Raw genomic sequence first — 22,488 nt, 5'->3', positions numbered from 1 at the left:
ATGATGCTTCGTAAGTTCTCAATCTCGGCTTCGGCATTGGTCCTGGCGGCATGTGCAAGCGGGCCGAACTATGTGCCAAAACCTGTGTCCGCGTCCGCCGCCGCGCCGTTCGTCATGGCGCAAGGATCGACTATCGTCTCCGATTCGCAGCCGTCCGGAAACTGGTGGCGGCTGTACGACGATCCCGTCCTCGACGGCCTGGTCAAGGATGCGCTTGCGGCGAACACCGACATCCGCGTCGCCGTTGCCCGGCTCGCCAGGGCCAGGGCCAGCCTGCGCGAAGAACGCAGCGCTCGGGAGCCGCAGGTCGGCGTTGGTGGAAGCGCGCAATATGGACGCTTGCCCGGTCCCCCGCTGCCCGGGGAGAAGCGCACCGATGTCCAGGTCGATGTCGGCCTCAACGTCGCCTATGAAGTCGACCTCTTCGGCCGCATCAGCCGGCGGATCGAGGCGGCAAGGGGTGAGGTTGGCGCTGCTGACGCAGACGCCGACGCCGTGCGGGTGGCGATCGTCTCGGATACGGTCCGCGCCTATGCCGACGCGGTGTCGTCGGCCGAGCGGATCGCGGTCGCGGAGACGATCGTGGCATTGCTCGACCGTTCGCTCGCACTCACCGAGAAGCGCCACCAGATCGGCCTCGCCAACGGCCTCGACACGGCACGCATCGCTACATTGCGGGATCAGCGCCGTGCGGAGATTCCCCTGCTGGAGGCGGAGCGTCAGGGCGCGCTGTTCCGCCTCGCGACCCTGACCGGGCGAACGCCGCGCGAGCTTCCGCCGCAAGCCGCTCAGCGCACCAGCACATTGCGGCTCGAACGGCCGATCCCGGTGGGCGACGGCGCCGCTTTGCTTGCCCGCCGGCCCGATGTCCGCGCGGCCGAACGGCGGCTCGCGGCGGCGACCGCGCGGATCGGCGTGGCGACCGCGGACCTCTATCCTCGAATCACGCTGGGCGGCTCGGTCGGCTCAAGTGGTGCAGGGCTCGGGAACGTGTTCGGCGCCAATCCGCTGACCTGGCTGATCGGCCCGCTGATCAATTGGACGGTGAACCGCAGTGCTGCCCGGGCACGGGTCGTCGAGGCGCGCGCGGATACGCAGGCGGCGCTCGCGACCTTTGACGGGACCGTCTTGCAAGCACTGGAAGAGACCGAAACCGCGCTGTCCGCCTACCAGCAGGCGCTCAGCCGCCGCGAGGCGCTGCGCGGAGCGCGCGACGAGGCGGAAACGGCGGCGCGGATCACCCGTGCTCGCCAGCGCGAGGGCGACATCAGCTCGCTCGAGCTACTCGACGCCGAACGCACGGCCGCCGAAGCGGAAGCCGCGCTCGCGGAGGCGGACGCTTCGATCGCCAATTCGCAGGTCGATCTCTTCCGCGCGCTCGGCGGCGGCTGGGAGAGCTAGGCCCGGCATCGATCGACGCGATGCGCGCCTAAGATCGCACCGGCTCAGGACAGGATTGCTGCATGCTTGCCGAAGGCGTAGCAGCGCCACGGTTGTTGCGTCCCTCACCCTCGAATCGGTGGGAAGAAGCTCATGGGTCCACTGGCGAATGGGCGAGCACCGGTGCGCGGACTGGGGCTGTGCGCGCTCGCCATCGTCGCTTCGCTGACCGCCGGATGCAGCCGCGGCATCCTCGATCCGGTCGGTCCGGTCGGCGCGGCCGAGAAGCAGATCCTGATCAATTCGACGGCAATCATGCTGGCGATCATCGTCCCGGTGATAATCGCGACGATCGGTTTCGCCTGGTGGTTCCGGCGCGGCAACAGCAAGGCGACCTACCTGCCCGATTGGGAATATTCCGGCGCGATCGAGATGGTCGTGTGGGCGATTCCCGCGCTCACCATCATGCTGCTCGGCGGGATCGTCTGGATCGGCAGCCACGACCTCGACCCACGCAAGGCGCTCGCCTCGCCCAAGCCGCCGCTCAGGGTCGACGTCGTCTCGCTCGACTGGAAGTGGCTGTTCATCTACCCCGACCAGCATCTCGCGACGGTCAACCAGCTGGTGGTCCCGGCAGGCACGCCAGTGAGCTTCCGCCTGACCTCGGCAACGGTGTGGAACGTCTTCTTCGTCCCGCAGATGGGGACGATGATTTACACGATGCCGGGAATGACGACCCGCCTCAACCTCCAGGCGAACCGGCAGGGCGTATATCAGGGCCGCTCGGCGCATTTCAGCGGCGACGGGTTTCCCGGCATGCAGTTCAAGGTCCATGCCGTCCCGCCGCAGCAGTTCAGCGCCTGGGCGCAATCTGCGCGGAGCTCTGGGCAGGTGCTCGACGGCCGCGCCTACGCGGTGCTCTCCGAGCCGACGAGCTACGTGAAGCCGATGACCTTCAGCAATGTTGCGCCCGGCCTGTTCGAAGCCATCGCAACCGGACACGCCCCCCCGCCGCAGAAGCTGCCGCACAACCGGCCGCCGCCGGGAGCCGGCGCATGAGTCTCTTCGGCAAGCTCAGCTGGGACGCGATTCCGTTCAACCAGCCGATTCCGCTGATCACCTCGATCGTCGTGCTACTGGCGCTCGCCGCCGTCGCCGCCTGGGTGACCATCAAGGGCTGGTGGCCGTACCTGTGGAACGAATACATCACGTCCACGGACCACAAGCGCATTGGCGTCATGTACATCGTGCTCGCGCTGGTGATGCTGGTCCGCGGGTTTTCCGATGCGATTATGATGCGCGCTCAACAGGCCGTCGCGGTGGGCCAGTCCCAGGGCTATCTCCCGCCCGAGCATTACGACCAGATCTTCTCGGCCCACGGCACGATCATGATCTTCTTCATGGCGATGGCGTTCATGATCGGATTGATGAATTTCGTCGTTCCGCTCCAGCTCGGGGTGCGCGACGTCGCCTTTCCGACCATGAACAACGTCAGCTTCTGGCTGACCGCTTCGGGAGTGCTGCTGGTCAACGTCAGCCTGTTCGTCGGCGTCTTTTCACGGGCCGGCTGGCTTGCCTTTCCGCCGCTCAGCGAGAAGGCGTTCTCGCCGGACGTCGGCGTCGATTATTATCTCGTCGCGTTGCAGATCTCCGGCGTCGGAACGCTGCTGACCGGCGTGAACTTCGTCACCACCATCCTCAAGATCCGCGCACCGGGAATGAGCTATATGCGCATGCCGGTATTCTGCTGGACTTCGCTCGCAACCAACCTGCTCATCATCGCCGCCTTTCCGGTGCTCACCGCGACCTTGGCGCTGCTGATGCTCGACCGCTACCTCGGGTTCCACTTCTTCACCAACGACGGTGGCGGAAACTCGATGCTCTACATGAACCTCATCTGGATGTGGGGCCATCCGGAGGTCTACATCCTCGTCCTGCCCGCGTTCGGGATCTACTCGGAAGTGGTATCGACCTTCTCGGGCAAGCCGCTATTCGGCTACCGGTCGATGGTCTTCGCGACACTCGCGATCTGCATCCTGTCCTTCACCGTCTGGCTGCATCACTTTTTCACCATGGGCGCCGGCGCCGACGTGAATGCGATCTTCGGGATTGCGAGCATGCTCATCGCGATCCCGACCGGCGTGAAGATCTTCAACTGGCTGTTCACGATGTACGGCGGCCGGGTCCGCTTCACCGTCCCGATGCATTATGCGATCGGCTTCATGATCACCTTCACGATCGGCGGCATGACCGGCGTCCTGATGGCGATTCCGCCGGTCGACTTCCTGGTCCACAACAGCCTGTTCCTCGTTGCCCACTTCCACAATGTGATCATCGGCGCCGTCGTCTTCGGAGCCATGGCGGGTTACACCTACTGGTTTCCCAAGGCGTTCGGGTTCACGCTCGACGAGCGCATCGGCAAGGCCGTCTTCTGGTGCTGGTTCGTCGGCTTCTACCTCGCCTTCATGCCCCTCTATGTGCTGGGGCTCATGGGCGCGACCCGGCGCATGCAGCACTACGACGACCTCAGCTGGCGGCCCTACATGATCGTCGCGCTGATCGGCGCCATCGTCATCCTGCTCGCGATCGTGCTGACGGTCGTCCAGCTCGTCTACTCGATCAGGACGCGGGACCAGCGGCTCGACATCACGGGCGACCCGTGGGACGGCCGCACGCTCGAGTGGCTCACCCTGTCGCCGCCGCCGCACTACAATTTCGCGGTGCTTCCCGACGTCCACGGCGAGGAAGCCTATTGGCACCGCAAGCAGGAAGCGATCGAGCGCGACCAACTTATCGACGAACCCGATTACCAACCGATCGAAATGCCCCTGAACACCCCCGTCGGCGTGATCTGCGCCTTCTTCGCGTCGATCTGCGGGTTCGCGATCATCTGGTACATCTGGTGGCTCGCGATCGTCGGCCTGATCGGCGCATTCGCGGTCTTCGTGTGGTACGCCTGGCGTGACGAACATGAGCACATCATCCCCGTCGAGGAGGTCCGTGCAAACGCCCGCGAGCGCCGCCGCATTCGCATGGAGCACCTTCACAATCTGAGCCAGTCCGTATGACCAACGAAGCGGCCGCCATCGGACTCACCCATCACGGGTCGGAGGATACCGGCCTCGGCAATCGCGGCCCGCAGTCGAAGAGCATCGTCGTCCCTTACGGCTTCTGGCTGTTCGTGCTGTCGGACATGGTGTTGTTCTCGGCGCTGTTCGCGACCTATGCCTCGCTGATCCACGCGACCGACGGCGGACCGGTCACCAACCAGCTGTTCGACCGTACCAACGTCGCGATCGAGACCGCCGCCTTGCTGCTGTCGAGCTTTGTGTGCGGCCTCGCGATCATCGCCGCCAAGCGTGCGAATCTGTTTTGGACTGAAATCTGGCTGGCAGTCACGGCCGCGCTGGGCCTCGTGTTCCTCTTTCTCGAGCTGCGCGAGTTCGCCGGGATGATCGCGATCGGTGCGGGGCCGCAGCGCAGTGCGTTCCTATCCTCCTTCTTCACCCTGGTCGGGACGCATGGCGCGCACGTCACCGCCGGATTGATGTGGATCGGCACCATGATGGCCCAGATCTGGACCAAGGGTTACCAGCCGCACATCATGCGGCGGCTGCTGTGCCTCAGCATCTTCTGGCACGCGCTCGACATCATCTGGGTGGCCATTTTCACCATCGTCTATCTGATCGGAACATTGCCATGACCGAAGACGGCCAGAACCTGCTGAACGTCGCGCCGGGCGCGCCGCACGACAGCCTGATGAGCGAGACGCTCAGCTACGTCATTGGCCTCGCGCTCGCTCTGGTGCTGACCGGCATCTCCTTCTGGGTTGCGTCGACTTCGATTCTGTGGGGTCCCGGCGTGGCCGTCGGTCTAGTCGTGCTGGCGATTGCGCAGATGGGCGTTCACCTGGTCTTCTTCCTCCACATCACCAGCGGGCCGGACAATACCAACAACGTGCTCGCGCTCGCCTTCGGCGTGCTGATCGTGTTCCTGGTGATGATCGGGACCATCTGGATCATGGCGCATCTCGCCGCGAACATGGGCCCGACCGCGCAGATGATGAACCTGCAAATGCAGCATTAGGCGCTGCGCCGCGCCTAGATTCCGGTCGCGGCGAAGGTGCGCCCGTCGGGATCGAGGTCGCGCAGATCTCGGCCCCGCGTCTCCTTGCCGAACAAGACGACGAGGATCATCGCCGCGACGGTGGGCACGATGATGATCAGCGACACGGCGTCGAGCGGCGGCACGAGCGCGAAGATCGCGAGCAGCTGAGCAAGCATTCCGCCGGCCTTGGTGCAGGCCGCGACAGTCCCGGTGGTGCGGCCGCGGATGCGCAGCGGGAAGCTCTCGGCCGCATAAGGCAGCAACATCGCGATCAGGGCGTTGCTGCCGACGATCAGCAGCGCGACCGGCAGCACCGGGCTTCCCGAGCCGGTCAACTCCAGCCACAGCACCCCGGCCAGGCCCGCCACGGCCACGGCGATCGACCCGACCACCGACCATTTGGCGCTCCAGCTGCTGTACAGATAGGCGACGATGAACACCGTCGGGAAGGCGATCAGCGCGGACTCCGCGAGCAGCTTGCTCGACACCGCCATGCTGTAGCCCTTCGCCACCAGGTCGGTCGGCAGCCACAGCAACAGCCCAAAATTGATCAGGCCGTAGCAGATCGCGGCAAGGCTGAGCGCGACGAGCTTTCCGAAGAAGGCGCGGCCGGTCAGCGCTACCGACGGTCCCTTGGCCAGCGCCACCTCTTCGGCACGGCTGGTGCTGCGGGCCTTCGAGCCGAAGCGTTCCATCACCGCGCGGGCTTCCTCGCGCCGTCCGCGGGCCAGCAGGAACTTCGCCGATTCCGGGATGAAGGCGCCGAGCAGGACCAGCGACAGCCCGGTCGGCAAATTGAGGAGCCACATGATCCGCCAGCCAAAGGTCGGCTGAAGCAGCGCGGACAAGCCGCTCGCCGCAAAATAACCGCCGACCGCGCCAAGGCCGCCGACCAGCACCAGTGCCCAGCCGCGGTGCTTGCTCGGCATCATCTCGGCCAGCAGTGCATAAGTCACCGGCAGCATCCCGCCCGCCGCCGCGCCCATCATGAAACACATGCCGACGTTCCAGGCGAGCGAGGGCATGGCGCCGCAGATGGAGGTTCCGACGAACATGACGGCGGACAGCAGGATCGAGGCCTTGCGGCCATAGACGTCGGCGATAATGCCCCAGATCACCGAGCCGATGACCGTCCCGCTGAGAGCGAAGAATGGCACAAGCGAGGCTTTGGCCTTGGGCACGCCATATTCACCGACCATGCCAGGAATCGTGAATCCGAGGCTCGCCGGCTTCATGATGTCGATGATGAGGGCGATGACGAGCACGCTCATCAGCGCCCAATGCGCCCGCGACAGCGGCGCGTCCTCCGGCGGAGTGACGACGATCTCGTGGCTCGCGGCGAGCTGGCGCGAGATGTTCTTCGGCAGAAGGCCATAGGCCGCGACGGCGATGCCGAGGATGATCGCGGCCATGCCGGCGATCATGTCGTTGCCGATCGGCATGCCGTAGAGGTGGTAGTGGGTCATCCGGCCCATCAGGAACATCGGCAGGTGGAGCAATACTCCGGCCGTGACGAGGAGCACGCCGAGGATGAAGGCCCACAGGCCGCGCCGGTCGGAAAGGGTGCTGCTTGTGGTCATGGTCGGCCGCGTTCATCGGGTGTGACGCGCAGCTTGGCAAGCGCCCCGATCAACCGCCGATAGGAGGCCGGGAAGGCGAAGGTGCGCATGCCGGCGGCGCGCGTGCCGTGCCGCAGTTAGAGCCGCGTCCAGGCGAAGGCGATCATGACCGCCAGCGCGGCCAAGCTGCTGGCCATCGCCGCTGCAGCTGGAAGGCCACGGCGGCGCGCATAAACGAGCGTGATCCCGATTTTCACTCCCATGTTGGCGATGATCGTGCCGGCAATCGCCATCGCCGCGACGAGCGGCGAGATCGCCCCTGCGGGAAGGCCGCCCAAGGTGACGATCGCGACGTCGACGTCCATGCTGCCAACGATCAGCAGAAGCACCGCGATGCCGCTCTGGCCGAAGCTGCCTTGGGCCCACTTCGCCGCGACGGCGGCAACCGCGACAAATGCCACGAAGCCCAGGGCCGGAAGGAGTGCGATCGGGTTGCCGGGCGGCGCGGGGCCCTGGTGCTTCGGCGCTTTGCGGTAGAGCCAGTATCCAGCGCCCCAGGCGACGGCCACCGCGGGCAGCAATAACAGGCCGATGGGAGGCAGGACCCGCGTCGCGAAAACCGCGATCAGCGCCGGCACGCGCAGGTACATGACCGCCGTCGCCAGCGCGATCCCGGCATTCTCCGCACCGGGCCGCGATTCGCTGCCGAGCCGCTGTGCGAGCGCTTGGGTGACCGTGGTCGAGCTGTACGCTCCGCCGATCAGCGCGGTGGCGATCGTGCCGTGGCGCTCGCCGAATATGCGGTTGGCCACATAACCGAGAAACGAAAAGCCGGTTACGAGGACCACCACCAGCCATAGGCGCTGCGGGTTCCACGCGCCCAATGGACCGTAATGGCCGCTGGGCAGGAAGGGCAGCACCGCGCCGGCGATCACCGCATATCGGGCAAGTGCCTTCACATCGGCTTCATCGAGCTTGTCGAGCAAGCCGTGCAGCTCGGCCTTCAGCGCGAGGAGGAGCGTGACGATCGTCGCTCCGGCGATGGCGAATCCGGGCTCGCCGAAGCCCGCGACGAAGCCCAGACCGACCGTTGCCAATGCGGCGATCGGCGTGGTCGCGTCGGGCTTGTCGGCAAGGCCGGGCCTGTGGGCATAGCCGATCGCGAGTACGGCGACGGCGCCGCTGACCAGCGCCCCGGCCGCGAACGGCTGGCCGAATCGTCCCGCCAGTCCGGCGACTCCCGAAACGAGGCCGAGCAAGGTGAAGGTGCGGACCCCGGCAACGCGCGTGCCTGCGCGCAGCCCGCGCAAGTCAAAGCCGCGCTCGATCCCGATCAACAGTCCGCACGCGAGCGCCGTCGCGACGCACAGCGCCTGCCAATACCAGCCGGCGTTCAGCGCAGCCGCTCCGCGTGCCAGCGGAGATGATCGGCCATGAAGGTCGAGATGAAATAATAGCTGTGGTCGTAGCCGGGCTGGCGGCGAAGCGTCAGGGCGATTCCCGCATCCGCGCAGGCCCACTCGAGCAGCTCGGGCCGCAACTCCGTTTCGAGGAATTGATCGGCCGTCCCGACGTCGACCAGGAGTTCGTCGACCCGCGCGCCATCCTCGATCAGCGCTACCGAATCGTGTTTGCGCCACGCCGCGGCGTCGGCGCCAAGGTAGCCGGTGAGCGCTTTCTGCCCCCACGGAACCTGCGACGGTGCGGCGATCGGCGCGAACGCCGACACGCCGCGGAAGCGATCAGGAAACGTCAGGCCGACGGTGAGCGCGCCGTGCCCGCCCATCGAATGGCCGGTGATGGACTGGCGCCCCAGGTCGACCGGGAAGTCTATCGCGATGAGCCAAGGAAGCTCGTCGGTGACGTAGCTCCACATGCGGTAGTGCTTCGCCCACGGTTCTTGCGCCGCGTCGACGTAAAATCCGGCGCCTTTGCCGAAATCATAGCCTTCACCGTCCGGAACGTCGTCGCCGCGCGGGCTGGTGTCCGGCGCGACGAAGACCAGGCCATGCTCGGCGCAGGCGGCGCGATATTCGTCCTTCTCGGTGACGTTGGCGTGGGTGCAGGTAAGACCGGACAGATACCAGACGACCGGCAATGTCCCGCCGCGCTCGGCCTGCGGCGGGAGGAAGATCGAGAAGGTCATGCCCGTGCCGGTCGACGCCGACGCATGCTTTACGACCAGCTGCCGGCCGCCATGGGACTTGTTCTCCGAAACGATCTCCAGCTTCACTGCTCCGGGCGATGCAGGGCGCAGAGCTTGTTGCCGTCAGGATCGCGCAAATAAGCCAAATAGAGTTTTCCGAACGCATTCTCGCGGATGCCGGGCGGGTCCTCGATTGCCGTGCCGCCCGCGGCGATCCCGCGCTGCTGCCACCCATTGACTTCGTCGGGGCTGTCGAAGTTGAACCCGATGGTCGCCCCGTTGCCGTGGCTCGCGGAATGCCCGTCGATCGGCTTGCCGACCATGAACACCGATCCGCTCCGGCGGTAGGCTAGCCGGCCCTTGGGATCGACCATGCCGTCCTTTTCAAACAGCGCGTCGTAAAACCGCTTGGACTGATCGACATCGTTGGAACCGACCATGATATGACTGAACATCGCTTTCTCCCCTCAGAGCTCTACCGCCTGCGTCGCGGTTTCCTTGTTGCCGGTGTTCGGCGTGTCGTTCGGATCGATCAGCAGGAGCTTCACTTCGCCGCGCCTTGCCGCCGGTCGGTGCTCGGTGCCGCGTGGCACAATCAACAGCTCGCCAGCCTTCACCGTTACTGTGCGGTCGCGGAAATCCATGTCGAACTCGCCGTCGAGGATCAGGAACAGCTCGTCGGTCTCGTCGTGCTTATGCCACACCCATTCGCCGCTGGTCTTTACCAGCCGCACTTCATTGTCGTTGTAGCGGGCGACGATCTTCGGCGACCAATGCTCCGAGAAACTATCGAGCTTATCGGCGAGGTTGACGTGGGTCGGGGCGCGCGTGTCGGACATGCGAGGTCTCCTGTCGCTCCCCTCAGCAGCCCGCGTCATTAATAGCCGAACATCAATAGACCACAACAGACCGGATGCTTGTCCCGGCGTGCATCAGTTCGAAGCCCTGGTTGATGTCGGCGAGCTCCAGCACGTGGGTGATCATCGGGTCGATCGCGATCTTGCCATCCATGTACCAGTCGACGATCTTGGGCACGTCGGTGCGGCCCCTGGCGCCGCCGAACGCGGTGCCGCGCCAGTTGCGCCCGGTGATCAGCTGGAACGGCCGTGTCGCAATTTCCTTGCCGGACTCGGCGACGCCGATGACGACGCTCGTGCCCCAGCCGCGATGGCAGCATTCCAACGCGGTGCGCATCACCTCGGTGTTGCCGGTCGCGTCGAAGGTGTAATCGGCGCCGCCGTCGGTAATGGCGATCACCTCGTCGATGATCGCCTGCCGGTCCTTGCCGCGCCCGTCGATGAAAACGGTCATCCCGAACTTGCGGCCCCATTCTTCCCGCGCCGGATTGATATCCACCCCAACAATCTTGCTCGCGCCGACCAGCCGCGCGCCCTGGATGACGTTGAGCCCGATGCCGCCGAGGCCGAACACGACGACGCTGGCGCCGGGCTCGACCTTGGCGGTGTTGACCACCGCGCCTACTCCGGTGGTGACTCCGCAGCCGATGTAGCAGGCCGTCTTGAACGGCGCGTCCTCGCGGATTTTCGCCACCGCGATCTCGGGCAGCACGGTGAAGTTCGAGAAGGTCGAGCAGCCCATGTAATGATGGATCGCCTCGCCTTTGTAGCTGAAGCGGCTGGTGCCGTCGGGCATGACGCCCTTGCCCTGCGTCGCGCGGATCGCGGTGCACAGGTTGGTCTTGCCGCTGAGGCACGACTTACACTGGCGGCATTCGGGCGTGTAGAGCGGGATGATGTGGTCGCCGACGACGACGCTGGTGACGCCGGGCCCGACCTCGCGCACCACGCCCGCGCCTTCATGGCCGAGGATCGAGGGGAACAGCCCTTCGCTGTCGAGCCCGTCGAGCGTGTAAGCGTCGGTGTGGCAGATGCCGGTCGCCATGATCTCGACCAGCACTTCGCCCGCCTTGGGCCCCTCCAGGTCCACTTCCACCACCTCCAGCGGCTGCTTGGGCGCGAAGGCGACGGCGGCGCGGGTCTTCATTCTCTCGTCTCCACTGCTGTCAGGGCGCCTATGCCTCCAGGAAGCGGCGTATCCAAGCCGCAACCCGCGCATTGTCGTTCGGCGCGTCGAGCGAGGCGATCGCCGCGTCGGGATCGGGCACGATGTCGTAGCGCTTCTCGATCAGCGCCTTGGCGAAGGCGGGCGAGAATTCCGGGTGGAACTGGAAGGAGATGGCCGGGCGGTCGGTCCACGCAAGCCCGGCGAAAGGGGTGAAGTCGGAGGTGGCGACGACCTCCGTGTTCGGCGGTTGGATCACGACCTGGTCCTGATGCGACGCGGGCACGGCGATCGTCCCAGCGCTGTCGATCCACGGCTCGGATCGGACCACCACATACCGGTGAAGCCCCGCACCCCAGCCCTTGGCCGACTTCTCGACATGGCCGCCGAGCGCCCCGGCCATCACCTGGTGGCCGAAGCAGATGCCGACCATCTTCGAGCCCCGCGCCGAGCGGATGAACTCCTGCAGCGGCGCGATCCACGGCAGTGGCTCGTACACGCCCGCCGGCGAGCCGGTGATGAGACAAGCTTCATGCGCCGCCGGATCCGGCAACTCGCCCGCTTCCACATCGAAGCTTTCGGTCTCGAACCCCGGTCCAAGCAGCCGGGCGAACATCGCCGGATAATCGCCGAACTGCTCGGCAAGCGTACCCGGTGGCTTGCCCGTTTCAAGGATCGCGACCTTCATCGCCCCGCCTTGCCACCACAAATGCGTTCGGCCAATGCGTCAACTGAAAGAGGGGAGACGATGGCCGAAACTCCACTTGCCGGGCGCCACGCGCTGATCACCGGTGGGGGCACCGGGATCGGCGCCGCCGCCGCCGGACATCTGAGCGCCGCCGGCGCGAAGCTGTCGCTGCTGGGGCGGCGGATCGAGCCGCTCCAGGCCGTTTCAGAGCTTCACGGCGGGGCCGTCATCCAGTGCGACGTCACCGATCCGTCGCGCGTCGCCGCGGCGTTCGACGAAGCCCGCGCCGCGAACGGCCCCATCGACCTGCTGGTCGTCAACGCCGGGATCGCCGAGAGCGCCCCGTTCCACAAGATGACCCGCGAGAGCTGGGACCGGATCATCGCCACCAACCTCACCGCCGCGTTCGACTGTACGCGCGCCGCCATCGGCGACCTGTTGAAGAGTGACAACGGCCGGCTGGTGTTGGTCGCCTCGGTCGCAAGCCTGCGCGGCGTGCCCTACGCGGCGCATTACGCCGCGTCGAAGCACGGGCTGCTCGGCCTGATGCGCAGCCTCGCCGGCGAATATGCCAAGACCAGCCTCACCGTGAACGCGGTTTGCCCCGGCTATGTCGACACGCCGATGACCGACCAGTCGGTCGCCCGGGTGTCGCAGATCACCGGCCGCAGCGAAGGCGATGCGCGCTCCGCCATCACCAACATGAACGCGAGCGGGCGGCTGGTCGATCCGGAGGCGATCGGCAACGTCATCGCGATGCTGTGCCTTCCATTGAGCCGCGACATCAACGGCGCGGCGGTGACGATCGACGGCGGCACGGCCGCATGAGCTTCGACGCCGCGACCTTCCAGCCGGAGCATTTTCGCTGGGACTTTGCCGATGGCGTCGCCACGATCACGCTCGACCGGCCCGAGCGAAAGAACCCGCTGACCTTCGAATCCTACGAGGAACTGCGCGCGACCTTCCATCGGCTCGACCATGATCGTCACGTGAAGGCTGTCGTGATCCAGGGCGCCGGCGGCAATTTCTGCTCGGGCGGCGACGTCCACGAGATCATCGGACCGCTGACCAAAATGGACTGCGACGGGCTGCTCCGATTCACCCGCATGACCGGCGACCTGGTGCGCGCGATGCGCGCCTGCCCGCAGCCGATCATCGCCGCGGTCGAGGGCGTGTGCGCGGGCGCCGGCGCGATCCTGGCAATGGCGAGCGACATCCGGCTGGCGAAGCCGGACGCGCGCACCGCCTTCCTGTTCAGCCGCGTCGGCTTGAGCGGCGCGGACATGGGCGCGTGCGCGATCCTGCCGCGGATCATCGGTCACGGCCGCGCCGCCGAGCTGCTGTTCACCGGCCGTGACATGACGAGCGACGAAGGCGTCGCCTGGGGCTTCTTCAGCCGCCTCGTCGACGATGTGCAGGGGGAGGCGCTGGCGCTCGCCCGGCAGCTCGCCGCGGGCCCGTCGATCGCCCATGCGGTGACCAAGCGCCAGCTCGACGCCGAGTGGAACGTGACCATCGACCAAGCGCTGGAACTCGAAGCGCGAGCCCAGGCGCATTGCATGGAAACCAGGGATTTCAAGCGCGCGTTTGAGGCGTTCGCGAACAAACGGACGCCGGAGTTCCAGGGCGACTGATGAGCGACAGATCCTTCCTCTCCTGGCCGTTCTTCGAGGCCCGGCACCGGGAGTTGGCGGATGACCTCCGCGATTGGTGCGCCGACAATCTGACCGGCCGCTACGCCGAGGACCTCGACAGCGAATGCAGGGCGCTGGTGCGCGAGCTCGGCGCCGCGGGATTCCTCAAATTATGCGTCGCCGACGGCAAGCATCGACCCGACGTGCGCAGCCTCGCGATCGCGCGCGAGACTCTCGCCTACCATTCGGGTCTCGCCGATTTCGCCTTCGCCATGCAGGGCCTGGGCTCGGGCGCGATCTCGCTGTTCGGGACAATCGAGCAGAAGCGCGAGTGGCTGCCGAAGGTCGCGTCCGGCCAAGCCATTGCCGCTTTCGCCATGACCGAGCCGCAGTGCGGATCGGACGCCGCGAACATGCAGACGTCGGCAATGCTCGACGGCAACGAATGGGTGCTGGTCGGCGAGAAGACTTACATCTCCAACGGCGGGATCGCGGATTTCTACGTGACCTTCGCCCGCACCGGCGAGGGCGAGGGCGCTCGCGGACTGTCGGCGTTCATCGTCCCGGCCGAGGCGGTCGCGGTCGCCGAGCGGATCGAGGTCATCGCGCCGCACCCGCTCGCCCGGCTCACTTACGACAAGGTCCGCATTCCGGCCGACGCGATCGTCGGTGAGCCCGGCGAGGGCTTCCGCATCGGCATGGAGACGCTGAACCTGTTCCGGGTGACGGTCGGCGCGGCAGCGCTCGGCCTTGCGCGGCGCGCGCTCGACGAAGCGCTGGCATTCGCATCCAAACGCCGGCTCGGCAGCGCAACGCTTGCCGACAATGCGGTGACGCAGGCCAAGCTCGCGGACATGGCGTTGGCCGTCGATGCCTCGGCGTTGCTCATCTATCGCGCCGCCTGGCAGCAGGATGAGGGTGGAATCGACAACCGACGCGCCGCCGCCATGGCCAAGCTCCACGCAACCGAAAGCGCTCAAGCGGTGATCGATGCGGCGGTGCAGCTGCACGGCGGCGCGGGCGTGACCAAGGGCGTCAAGGTCGAAGAGCTGTACCGCGACATCCGCGCACTGCGCATCTACGAAGGCGCGAGCGAGGTGCAGCGCCAGATCATCGCCCGTGACCTGCTTAAAGGGGAGGCGTTATGAAAATCCTGCAGCCACCCAACTGGCCGCGGCCCAAGGGCTATTCCAACGGTGTCTCGGCGCGCGGGCGGATGATCTTCACCGCTGGCGTCGTCGGCTGGGACGAGCATGAGAGCTTCCCCGATTACACCCTCCACGGCCAGTTCGCGCGGGCGCTCAACAACACGCTGGAAATTCTCGCGCAGGATGGCGCGGGCCCGCAGCATATCGTGCGCATGACCTGCTACGTCATCGACCGCCACGAATATGTGAACTCGCGCGACGAGATCGGCGCCGCCTGGCGCGAGATCATGGGGCCCAACTATCCGGCGATGGCGCTGGTCGAGGTGAAAGGCCTGGTCGAAAGCGCCGCCAAGGTCGAGATCGAGACGACGGCGGTGGTCGAGGACGAGTGATGCCCCTCTCAAATCCTCCCCGGAACGGGGAGGGGGACCAGCGTAGCTGGTGGAGGGGCCCCACCGCTGACCCGGCGGAGACGCGGGCCCCCTCCGTCAGACCTGCGGTCTGCCACCTCCCCGTTCCGGGGAGGATTTTGTGACGTACGACTCGTTCGTGCGTGACCGCCTGCCGCCGGCACGGCTGCTTCCGGAATTCCGCTTCGACCTTGCCGAGCTGCACTATCCCGAGCGACTGAATGCGGCGGCTGAGCTGCTGAAAGGCGGCGATCGGCAAGCGCTGGCGGTCGTCAACGACCACGGCCGCTGGATCTATGCCGAGCTCGACAATTTCAGCGGCCGCATCGCCCGGCTGCTGGTCGAGGAGCATGGCCTGATCCCCGGCAACCGCGTGCTGCTGCGCGGGCCGAACGGCTATACGATGTTCGCCGCATGGCTCGGCGTGCTCAAGGCGGGCGGCGTGGTGGTCGCGACCATGCCTTTGCTGCGGCCGGGCGAGATCGCTACCGTGATCGAGCGCGCGCAAATCAGCCATGCGATTGTCGACAGCCGGTTCATCGGCGACTTTCGTCAGGCGGTCGAGCAGACGCATTCGATCAACCACGTCATCAAGTATGACGGCGATTACGGAAAGGGCGAGCTCGAGACGCGCACCGCTTCGCTGCAGCCGTTGCCGCCCTCCGACACCGGCCGCGACGATCCGGCGCTGATCGCGTTCACCAGCGGCACCACCGGCGTGCCCAAGGGCTGCGTCCAGTTTCACCGTGACGTCCTCGCGCCGTGCGATACTTTCGCGAGGCATCTGATCGGCCCCAAGCCCGGCGACGTCTTCCTGACCAGTGCACCGATGGCGTTCACTTTCGGGCTCGGTATCACGCCGATGTTCCCGCTGCGCTTCGGCGCGGCGAGCGCCACCATCGAGCAGGGCGGACCGGAGAAGTTGCTGGAGGCCATTGCAAAGCATGGAGTCACGCACCTCGGAACTGCGCCGACGGCGTACAAGGCGATGCTGTCGCAACCCAACTTGGACGAAGCGTTGAAGACCCTCCGCACCTGCATCTCGGCGGGCGAGCATCTGCGCGAGGCGATTTGGCGCGCGTGGAAGGAGCGCACCGGGATCGCGATCACCGACGGCATCGGCTCGACCGAGATGATGCACATCTTCGTCTCCGCCACGGGCGAGGACATCCGCCCCGGCGCGACCGGCAAGGCGGTGCCGGCGTATATTGCGACCATCCTCGATGCGGACGGCAATCCGATGGACGAGGGCATCGGCCGCCTAGCCGTCAAGGGCCCGACCGGCTGCCGCTACCTCGACGACCCGCGCCAGGCCGATTACGTGGCCGACGGCTGGAACGTCACCGGCGACACCTACCGCCGCGACGCCGATGGATACTATTGGTACCTCGCCCGCAACGACGACATGATCGTCAGCTCGGGCTACAATATCGGCGCGCCCGAAGTGGAGAATGCGCTGCTGTCGCACCCCGCGGTCGCCGAATGCGCGGTGATCGGCGTGCCCTGCCCCGAGCGCGGGCAAAAGGTGAAGGCGTTCGTGGTGTTGGCCGTGGACGCGGAAAGTTCGGACGCCCTGGTCGCCGAGCTCCAAGCCCATGCCAAGGCCCAAATCGCCCCCTACAAATATCCGCGCGAGATCGCGTTCGTGGACGCGCTGCCGAAGACCGCGACGGGCAAGCTCAGGCGGAGTGAGTTGAGGACTTGTTCCCCGGCGGAGGCCGGGGTCCAGGGCGGGCCTAAGCCCGCTTAGAACAGCGCCGGATAGAGGTCGTTCCAGTCAAGGTTGGTTTCCTCGATCAATTTGATCTTCCACTTTCGATTCCACTCTTTCATCTGCAATTCGCGCACCCGCGCCTGCTGAATGTCATCGAATACTTCGTACCACACCAATAACTTACAGCCGTACCTCTTGGTGAAGCCGGCGACCACGCCTTCGCGGTGCTCCCAAACCCGCTTCATCAGATCGCTGGTCACGCCGATGTAGATCGTCCCGTTGTTCCGGCTCGCCATGATGTAGACGTAACCGGCTTTCATTTATCCTCCGTGCACACGAGGCCTCCGGCCCCTGGACCCCGGCCTTCGCCGGGGAACAAGTCACTCAAACTCCACGATGACCTGATCGACCGCGAGGCTGTCGCCGGGCTTGGCGGGTGTGGCCTTGACCGTCGCGGCGCGGCCGGCGCGGAGGATATTCTCCATCTTCATCGCTTCCATCACCGCGACGGGCTGGCCCGCCTCGACCTTGTCGCCGATCTTAACGTCGAGCCGCGTCAGCAGCCCCGGCATCGGCGCCAGCAGCAGCCGCGACAGGTCCGGCGGCACCTTCTCGATCATGTGCTTCGACAGCTCGGCGACATGCGGCGGCAGGACCTGCACCTTGTGGCTGGCGCCTCGCGTCTGCAGCTCCCATCCGCGGCCGGCGCGGCGCACCTGGACGATGCGCCGGCGGCCGTCGACGTCGACGCGCAGCAGCCGCTGCCCCGGCACCCAGCGTCCGACGATGTCGATCAGCTCGCCGCCATCCAGAACGGCCAAAGTCCCGCCCGTGTATGGCTTGATGCGTACGCGGTGCTCCGCGCCCGCCATGCGCACCACGCGGTCGCACGACAGATGCGTTCGCGGACCGAGCTGGTCGCTGATCTCGGCCGCGCGCTCGTCGGTGATCACCGCGACCATGCCCGCGATCACGGCGAGGTCGCTGGTCAGCTGCGCGTCGGCAGGCGCGCCGCCGAACCCGTCCGGATATTCTTCGGCGATGAAGCCGGTGGTGATGTCGCCGCTGCGGAAGCGCGGGTGCTGCATCAGCGCGGAGAGGAAATCGACATTGTCACTGATGCCGTCGATCACGAACTGGTCGAGCGCGGCGATTTGCGCGTCGATCGCTTCGAGCCGCGTCGGCGCCCAGGTGATCAGCTTGGCGATCATCGGATCGTAGAATATGCTGACCTCGCCGCCGTCGGCGACGCCGTCGTCGATCCTCACCCTTACTTCGTCATTCCCGCGCACGCGGGAATCCCACTGTTTCTTTGAGGAAGCGGGGTCCCCGCTTTCGCGGGGATGACGAACGGGGGGCTGGTACCGCACCAACCTACCCGTGCTGGGCAAAAACCCGCGATAGGGATCCTCGGCATAGACCCGCGTCTCGACCGCCCAGCCGTCGAGCTTCACATCGTCCTGCGTGAAGGCGAGCTTCTCCCCCGCCGCGACGCGGATCATCTGCTCGACGAGGTCGAGGCCGGTGATCTCCTCGGTCACCGGATGCTCGACCTGCAGCCGCGTGTTCATCTCGAGGAAGTAGAAGCTTCTTCCCGTCGGATCGGCGCCGTTGACGATCAGCTCGACCGTCCCAGCGGAATAATATCCGACCGCCCGCGCCAGCGCGACCGCCTGCTCGCCCATCGCTTTGCGCATCTCCGGCGAGACGAAAGGCGACGGCGCTTCCTCGACCACCTTCTGGTGGCGGCGCTGGATCGAGCATTCGCGCTCGTTGAGATAGACGATATTGCCGTGCTGGTCGCCGAGCAGCTGAATCTCGATGTGGCGCGGCTGCTCGATGAACTTCTCGATGAACACGCGGTCGTCGCCGAAGCTAGCGAGGCCCTCGCGCTTGACGCTCTCGAACCCCTCGCGCACGTCCTTCTCATCGTACGCGAGGCGCATGCCCTTGCCGCCGCCCCCGGCCGACGCTTTCATCATCACCGGATAGCCGATGCCCTTGGCGATCTTCACCGCGTCGGCGGTCGTCGCGATGTCGTCCAGGTAGCCCGGGACGATGTTCACCCCGGCTTTCTGCGCCAGCTTCTTGGATTCGATCTTGTCGCCCATCGCGGCGATGGCTTTGGGCGGCGGGCCGATGAACGTGATGCCGGCCTTGGCCAGCGCTTTCGCAAAACTCTCGCGTTCCGAGAGGAAGCCGTAGCCCGGATGCACCGCCTCGGCGCCCGTCGCCTTGCACGCGTCGATGATCAGCTCGGCCTTGAGGTAGGATTCGGACGCCGGCGCAGGTCCGAGCCGGACGCACTCGTCGGCCATCTTCACATGCGGCGCGCGCGCGTCAGCGTCGGAATAGACCGCGACCGTCTTGATCCCCATCCGCCGCGCGGTGCGGATCACCCGGCACGCAATCTCGCCCCTGTTCGCAATGAGAATCTTTTTGAACATCAGGGACGCCCCAAACCGTCACCCTGAACTCGTTTCAGGGTCCATTCCGCCACCCGCACAGACCTTCCCGAAAATGGATGCTGAAACAAGTTCAGCATGACGGGATAGCCATCAATCGCCATGCATGAAGAAGCCGTGGCTGAACATCAGCCAGAAGATTAGCGCCAAAATGCCAATGACCAAAAGGCAACCCCAAATTGGAATGTGCCAAGCCTGATCCTCGCCGCGTTCTAATTCCTCCGGCGTGTAGCCCGGCTCGTCCGTCACTCCGCAGCCTCATCCAGTGGCGGTCTATTATGCCCGAGCAGGCGCAGAACTTCGTCGGCGGCGTCGGCGAGGTTGGTGCCGGGGCCGAAGATCGCCTGCACCCCCGCGGCGCGGAGCGCGGCATAATCCTGCGGCGGGATGACCCCGCCGGCGACGACCTTGATGTCGGCGCGGCCCATGTCCTTGAGCGCCTCGATCATCTCGGGGATGAGGGTGCGGTGGCCGGCGGCGAGCGAGGAGGCGCCGACCACGTCGACGTCGGCCTCGACCGCCATTTGCGCGGTCTCGCGCGGGGTCTGGAACAAAGGCCCGGGGATCACTTCGAAGCCCAAGTCGGTGAAGGCCGAGGAGACCAGGTTCGCGCCGCGGTCGTGGCCGTCCTGGCCCATCTTGGCGACCATGATCCGCGGCTTGCGGCCGAGGCGGTCGGCGACGGATTGCGTCGCTTCTTCGGCGGCTCTCCACCGCCCATCGCGCCGTGCCTTGCCGTAGATGCCGCGCACCGGCTCCGGCACGGTGCCGTAGCGCCCGAACGCGCGCTCTAACGCGTCGGAGATTTCGCCGAGCGTGCAGCGAACCCGCGCCGCTTCGACGCTCAGCGCCAGCAGGTTCGCGTCGCTCCGCGCGCCCTGTTCCAGCGCATCGAGCGCCGCACGCGCTTTCGCCTCATCACGCCCCTCCCGCACCTTCTCGATCCGCGCAATTTGGCCTGTCCGCACCCGTGCATTGTCGACTTCGAGGATGTCGTGCTCTTCCTCTTCCACGAGCCGGTAGCGGTTGACACCGACGATCACCGTCTCGCCCACATCGACCTTGGCCGCGCGTGCCGCGGCGGCTTCCTCGATCCGGTGCTTGGGCAGCCCTTCGGCGACCGCCTTGGTCATCCCGCCGTGCGTCTCGACTTCCTCGATCAGCGCCCAGGCTTTCTCTTCCAATTCGCGCGTCAGTCTCTCGACGTACCAGCTCCCGCCGAGCGGGTCGGCGACCGCGGTCACCCCGCTTTCCTCGGCAAGGATCAGCTGCGTGTTGCGGGCGATGCGCGCGGAAAAATCGGTCGGCAGCGCGATCGCCTCGTCGAAGCTGTTGGTGTGCAGCGATTGAGTCCCGCCGAGCACCGCCGCCAGCGCCTCGATCGTGGTGCGGACGATGTTGTTGTAGGCGTCCTGCTCGGTCAGGCTGACGCCGCTCGTCTGGCAATGGGTCCTGAGCCGCTTGGACTCGTCCTTCTTGGCACCGAGGTCGGTCATGATCCGGTGCCACAAAGTGCGCGCGGCGCGGAGCTTGGCGACTTCCATGAACAGGTTCATGCCGATGCCCCAGAAGAAGCTCAGCTGTCCGGCGAACTCGTCGATGTCGAGCCCGTCGGCCTTCGCACAGCGGACATATTCCATGCCGTCGGCGAGCGTGTACGCAAGCTCCTGCACCGCCGTCGCCCCGGCCTCGTGCATGTGATAGCCGCTGATCGAGATCGAGTTGAACTTGGGCATCTCCGTCGCGCAATATGCGATGATGTCGCTGACGATCCGCATGCTCGGCTCGGGCGGGTAGATGTAGGTATTGCGGACCGCGAACTCTTTGAGGATGTCGTTCTGGATCGTGCCGGTGAGCTTGGCGGGCGGCACGCCCTGCTCCTCGCCGGCGACGATGAAGAAGGCCATCACCGGAAGCACGGCGCCGTTCATGGTCATGCTGACCGACATCTGGTCGAGCGGGATGCCGTCGAAGAGCAATTTCATGTCCTCGACGCTGTCGATCGCCACACCGGCCATGCCGACGTCGCCGGCGACGCGCGGATTGTCGCTGTCGTAGCCGCGGTGGGTGGCGAGATCGAACGCGACGCTCAGGCCCTTTTGGCCCGCGGCGAGGTTGCGGCGGTAGAAGGCGTTGGATTCCTCGGCGGTCGAGAAGCCGGCGTACTGGCGGATGGTCCACGGCCGGCCGGCGTACATCGTCGCGTAGGGGCCGCGGGTGAAGGGCGCGATGCCGGGATAGCCGCTGTCGATCCCGGCGGCGGCGTCCGGGCCGTAAACCGTGTCGAGCCGGATGCCTTCGACCGTCTCGCGCGACAAATCCCTGCCGCGCGCTTCCTTCGCGGCGAGCTTCCCCCAATCTTCGCGATTGCGATCGGATTTTGACGGCCTGTCGGTCACGCCCGGTGACCTAGCGCGCCGGCCCGAGAACCTCCACCCTCAACACCCGAACGCGAGCGTCAGCGATTCCTGGACGATCGGCCGGACGAGCACATGATCGCCGTCGAACTGGCGGAACTGCACGTCGACGCCCGCGTCCCGCAGCGGTTTGACGATGCCGTCGCGCGTATTGACGAAAGCGAGCCGGCTGTCCTTGGTGCCGTGCGCGATGAACAGCTTTTGGCCGAGCGCGACCTCGCTTGGCCACAGCGCGAAGCCGGGTGAGAAGGACATGATCCATGGGAAGAGCTGCGGATTGGCGAGGCCCAGCGACAGCGAATAGCTCGCGCCGTCGGAGAATCCGAGCAATGCGACATGCCGGGGATCGACCGGAGCCATCGCGAACAATGCGGCGAGGTCTGCGTCGATTCGGCGAGCATCCTGGCCGAACCTCATCGGCGGCCGGCTCGGCCTCGTGAGCCTGGTGTCGAGATCACGCGACCTCGCGATGATGTCCCAGGTGACGTGCTGGGCGACCGGCCCGATCAATATCGCGCCGCAGCGGTCGGCCCAATGGGTGAAGCTGCGCACGAAATTCGTTGGGTCCTGGCCGAATCCGTGAAGGATCACCAGCAGCGGGCGCGCACCAGCCGGAAGGGTTGCCGGGCGGTAGACGAGCGAGCCGTCGGGCAGCCTCGTCTCGCCGGCCGCGAGCGTGAGTGGCGGTGCTCCCGGCCGCGCGCTCAGCGCTCCCCCATGATCGCTCGATTTGGCGCCGGCGGACGAAGCAACGGACATCGCGGAAAGCACCAGCAGGAATGCCCGCGCGATGCCCAT

Annotated in this window: 22 protein-coding genes; 10 read left to right on the top strand and 12 right to left on the bottom strand. The window is 66.2% G+C overall.

Annotated features, from left to right (window positions below):
- Positions 1–3: 3 nt before the first annotated feature.
- The 5 genes from ACJ8FR_RS00440 (at position 4) to cyoD (ending at position 5,466) form a co-directional block, all read left to right on the top strand.
- Positions 4–1,401, top strand: a complete 1,398-nt coding sequence (locus tag ACJ8FR_RS00440; RefSeq protein WP_407826801.1) for an efflux transporter outer membrane subunit — start codon at positions 4–6, stop codon at positions 1,399–1,401.
- Between the two features lie 162 nt (positions 1,402–1,563).
- Positions 1,564–2,439 carry a ubiquinol oxidase subunit II gene (gene cyoA, locus ACJ8FR_RS00435; RefSeq protein ID WP_407826629.1) on the top strand — a complete coding sequence of 292 codons (876 nt, stop codon included), beginning with the start codon at positions 1,564–1,566 and terminating at the stop codon, positions 2,437–2,439.
- Positions 2,436–4,448 carry a cytochrome o ubiquinol oxidase subunit I gene (cyoB, locus tag ACJ8FR_RS00430; RefSeq protein WP_407826628.1) on the top strand — a complete coding sequence of 671 codons (2,013 nt, stop codon included), beginning with the start codon at positions 2,436–2,438 and terminating at the stop codon, positions 4,446–4,448. The genes cyoA and cyoB overlap by 4 nt, the downstream gene beginning before the upstream one ends.
- Positions 4,445–5,083, top strand: a complete 639-nt coding sequence (locus ACJ8FR_RS00425; RefSeq protein ID WP_407826627.1) for a cytochrome (ubi)quinol oxidase subunit III — start codon at positions 4,445–4,447, stop codon at positions 5,081–5,083. Before cyoB ends, ACJ8FR_RS00425 begins: the two co-directional genes overlap by 4 nt.
- Positions 5,080–5,466 carry a cytochrome o ubiquinol oxidase subunit IV gene (gene cyoD, locus ACJ8FR_RS00420; RefSeq protein ID WP_407826626.1) on the top strand — a complete coding sequence of 129 codons (387 nt, stop codon included), beginning with the start codon at positions 5,080–5,082 and terminating at the stop codon, positions 5,464–5,466. Before ACJ8FR_RS00425 ends, cyoD begins: the two co-directional genes overlap by 4 nt.
- A 14-nt stretch (positions 5,467–5,480) precedes the next feature.
- On the opposite strand, the gene ACJ8FR_RS00415 is transcribed toward cyoD, so the two are convergent.
- The 7 genes from ACJ8FR_RS00415 to ACJ8FR_RS00385 all read right to left on the bottom strand — a co-directional run bounded on the left by ACJ8FR_RS00415 (position 5,481) and on the right by ACJ8FR_RS00385 (position 11,902).
- Positions 5,481–7,067 (bottom strand): MFS transporter, encoded by a 1,587-nt coding sequence (locus ACJ8FR_RS00415; protein WP_407826625.1) that lies wholly within the window; start codon positions 7,065–7,067, stop codon positions 5,481–5,483.
- 116 nt (positions 7,068–7,183) lie between these two features.
- Complete coding sequence (locus ACJ8FR_RS00410; RefSeq protein WP_407826800.1) at positions 7,184–8,416, bottom strand: MgtC/SapB family protein; 1,233 nt, start codon at positions 8,414–8,416, stop codon at positions 7,184–7,186.
- Positions 8,417–8,439: 23 nt separating this feature from the next.
- Positions 8,440–9,279 (bottom strand): S-formylglutathione hydrolase, encoded by an 840-nt coding sequence (fghA, locus tag ACJ8FR_RS00405; RefSeq protein ID WP_407826624.1) that lies wholly within the window; start codon positions 9,277–9,279, stop codon positions 8,440–8,442.
- Positions 9,276–9,647: a VOC family protein gene (locus ACJ8FR_RS00400; protein WP_407826623.1), complete on the bottom strand. Its 372-nt coding sequence runs from the start codon at positions 9,645–9,647 to the stop codon at positions 9,276–9,278. Before ACJ8FR_RS00400 ends, fghA begins: the two co-directional genes overlap by 4 nt.
- Positions 9,648–9,659: 12 nt before the next feature.
- Positions 9,660–10,031, bottom strand: coding sequence for a cupin domain-containing protein (locus tag ACJ8FR_RS00395; protein WP_407826622.1), 372 nt, complete (start codon positions 10,029–10,031; stop codon positions 9,660–9,662).
- 52 nt (positions 10,032–10,083) lie between these two features.
- Positions 10,084–11,196 carry an S-(hydroxymethyl)glutathione dehydrogenase/class III alcohol dehydrogenase gene (locus ACJ8FR_RS00390; protein WP_407826621.1) on the bottom strand — a complete coding sequence of 371 codons (1,113 nt, stop codon included), beginning with the start codon at positions 11,194–11,196 and terminating at the stop codon, positions 10,084–10,086.
- A gap of 28 nt (positions 11,197–11,224) precedes the next feature.
- Positions 11,225–11,902 (bottom strand): type 1 glutamine amidotransferase, encoded by a 678-nt coding sequence (locus ACJ8FR_RS00385; protein WP_407826620.1) that lies wholly within the window; start codon positions 11,900–11,902, stop codon positions 11,225–11,227.
- A 60-nt stretch (positions 11,903–11,962) separates the two neighbouring features.
- On the opposite strand from ACJ8FR_RS00385, the gene ACJ8FR_RS00380 reads away from it, so the two are divergent.
- From ACJ8FR_RS00380 to ACJ8FR_RS00360, 5 genes are all read left to right on the top strand, one after another.
- Positions 11,963–12,730 carry an SDR family NAD(P)-dependent oxidoreductase gene (locus ACJ8FR_RS00380; protein ID WP_407826619.1) on the top strand — a complete coding sequence of 256 codons (768 nt, stop codon included), beginning with the start codon at positions 11,963–11,965 and terminating at the stop codon, positions 12,728–12,730.
- Positions 12,727–13,536 carry an enoyl-CoA hydratase family protein gene (locus ACJ8FR_RS00375; protein ID WP_407826618.1) on the top strand — a complete coding sequence of 270 codons (810 nt, stop codon included), beginning with the start codon at positions 12,727–12,729 and terminating at the stop codon, positions 13,534–13,536. Before ACJ8FR_RS00380 ends, ACJ8FR_RS00375 begins: the two co-directional genes overlap by 4 nt.
- Positions 13,536–14,684: an acyl-CoA dehydrogenase family protein gene (locus tag ACJ8FR_RS00370; protein WP_407826617.1), complete on the top strand. Its 1,149-nt coding sequence runs from the start codon at positions 13,536–13,538 to the stop codon at positions 14,682–14,684. Before ACJ8FR_RS00375 ends, ACJ8FR_RS00370 begins: the two co-directional genes overlap by 1 nt.
- The gene (locus ACJ8FR_RS00365) at positions 14,681–15,076 is read left to right on the top strand and encodes a RidA family protein (RefSeq protein WP_407826616.1); all 396 of its coding nucleotides are present in this window, start codon (positions 14,681–14,683) and stop codon (positions 15,074–15,076) included. Before ACJ8FR_RS00370 ends, ACJ8FR_RS00365 begins: the two co-directional genes overlap by 4 nt.
- Before the next feature lie 139 nt (positions 15,077–15,215).
- On the top strand, positions 15,216–16,844 hold the full coding sequence (locus ACJ8FR_RS00360; RefSeq protein ID WP_407826615.1) for an AMP-binding protein: 1,629 nt from the start codon (positions 15,216–15,218) through the stop codon (positions 16,842–16,844).
- Here the strand turns inward: ACJ8FR_RS00360 and ACJ8FR_RS00355 are convergent.
- From ACJ8FR_RS00355 to ACJ8FR_RS00335, 5 genes are all read right to left on the bottom strand, one after another.
- Positions 16,841–17,128, bottom strand: a complete 288-nt coding sequence (locus ACJ8FR_RS00355; RefSeq protein WP_407826614.1) for a GIY-YIG nuclease family protein — start codon at positions 17,126–17,128, stop codon at positions 16,841–16,843. The genes ACJ8FR_RS00360 and ACJ8FR_RS00355 overlap by 4 nt on opposite strands.
- A gap of 60 nt (positions 17,129–17,188) precedes the next feature.
- Positions 17,189–19,255 carry a biotin carboxylase N-terminal domain-containing protein gene (locus ACJ8FR_RS00350; protein WP_407826613.1) on the bottom strand — a complete coding sequence of 689 codons (2,067 nt, stop codon included), beginning with the start codon at positions 19,253–19,255 and terminating at the stop codon, positions 17,189–17,191.
- 111 nt (positions 19,256–19,366) lie between these two features.
- Complete coding sequence (locus ACJ8FR_RS00345) at positions 19,367–19,522, bottom strand: hypothetical protein (protein WP_407826612.1); 156 nt, start codon at positions 19,520–19,522, stop codon at positions 19,367–19,369.
- The gene (scpA, locus tag ACJ8FR_RS00340; protein WP_407826611.1) at positions 19,519–21,672 is read right to left on the bottom strand and encodes a methylmalonyl-CoA mutase; all 2,154 of its coding nucleotides are present in this window, start codon (positions 21,670–21,672) and stop codon (positions 19,519–19,521) included. The genes ACJ8FR_RS00345 and scpA overlap by 4 nt, the downstream gene beginning before the upstream one ends.
- 39 nt (positions 21,673–21,711) lie before the next feature.
- A complete protein-coding gene (locus tag ACJ8FR_RS00335) occupies positions 21,712–22,488 on the bottom strand; it encodes an alpha/beta hydrolase (RefSeq protein ID WP_407826610.1) in 777 nt (258 codons plus the stop codon).

The sequence above is a fragment of the Sphingomonas sp. genome (assembly GCF_045810705.1).
Taxonomy (GTDB): Bacteria; Pseudomonadota; Alphaproteobacteria; order Sphingomonadales; family Sphingomonadaceae; genus Sphingomicrobium.
This window is presented reverse-complemented; position numbering and strand designations above follow the sequence as displayed.

Coding starts and splice junctions, on each gene's coding strand:
- ACJ8FR_RS00440 (WP_407826801.1), top strand. CDS start 4: ATGCTTCGTAAGTTCTCAATCTCGGCTTCGGCATTGGTCCTGGCGGCA.
- cyoB (WP_407826628.1), top strand. CDS start 2,436: ATGAGTCTCTTCGGCAAGCTCAGCTGGGACGCGATTCCGTTCAACCAG.
- ACJ8FR_RS00425 (WP_407826627.1), top strand. CDS start 4,445: ATGACCAACGAAGCGGCCGCCATCGGACTCACCCATCACGGGTCGGAG.
- cyoD (WP_407826626.1), top strand. CDS start 5,080: ATGACCGAAGACGGCCAGAACCTGCTGAACGTCGCGCCGGGCGCGCCG.
- ACJ8FR_RS00415 (WP_407826625.1), bottom strand. CDS start 7,067: ATGACCACAAGCAGCACCCTTTCCGACCGGCGCGGCCTGTGGGCCTTC.
- ACJ8FR_RS00400 (WP_407826623.1), bottom strand. CDS start 9,647: ATGTTCAGTCATATCATGGTCGGTTCCAACGATGTCGATCAGTCCAAG.
- ACJ8FR_RS00395 (WP_407826622.1), bottom strand. CDS start 10,031: ATGTCCGACACGCGCGCCCCGACCCACGTCAACCTCGCCGATAAGCTC.
- ACJ8FR_RS00390 (WP_407826621.1), bottom strand. CDS start 11,196: ATGAAGACCCGCGCCGCCGTCGCCTTCGCGCCCAAGCAGCCGCTGGAG.
- ACJ8FR_RS00385 (WP_407826620.1), bottom strand. CDS start 11,902: ATGAAGGTCGCGATCCTTGAAACGGGCAAGCCACCGGGTACGCTTGCC.
- ACJ8FR_RS00380 (WP_407826619.1), top strand. CDS start 11,963: ATGGCCGAAACTCCACTTGCCGGGCGCCACGCGCTGATCACCGGTGGG.
- ACJ8FR_RS00375 (WP_407826618.1), top strand. CDS start 12,727: ATGAGCTTCGACGCCGCGACCTTCCAGCCGGAGCATTTTCGCTGGGAC.
- ACJ8FR_RS00370 (WP_407826617.1), top strand. CDS start 13,536: ATGAGCGACAGATCCTTCCTCTCCTGGCCGTTCTTCGAGGCCCGGCAC.
- ACJ8FR_RS00365 (WP_407826616.1), top strand. CDS start 14,681: ATGAAAATCCTGCAGCCACCCAACTGGCCGCGGCCCAAGGGCTATTCC.
- ACJ8FR_RS00355 (WP_407826614.1), bottom strand. CDS start 17,128: ATGAAAGCCGGTTACGTCTACATCATGGCGAGCCGGAACAACGGGACG.
- ACJ8FR_RS00350 (WP_407826613.1), bottom strand. CDS start 19,255: ATGTTCAAAAAGATTCTCATTGCGAACAGGGGCGAGATTGCGTGCCGG.
- ACJ8FR_RS00335 (WP_407826610.1), bottom strand. CDS start 22,488: ATGGGCATCGCGCGGGCATTCCTGCTGGTGCTTTCCGCGATGTCCGTT.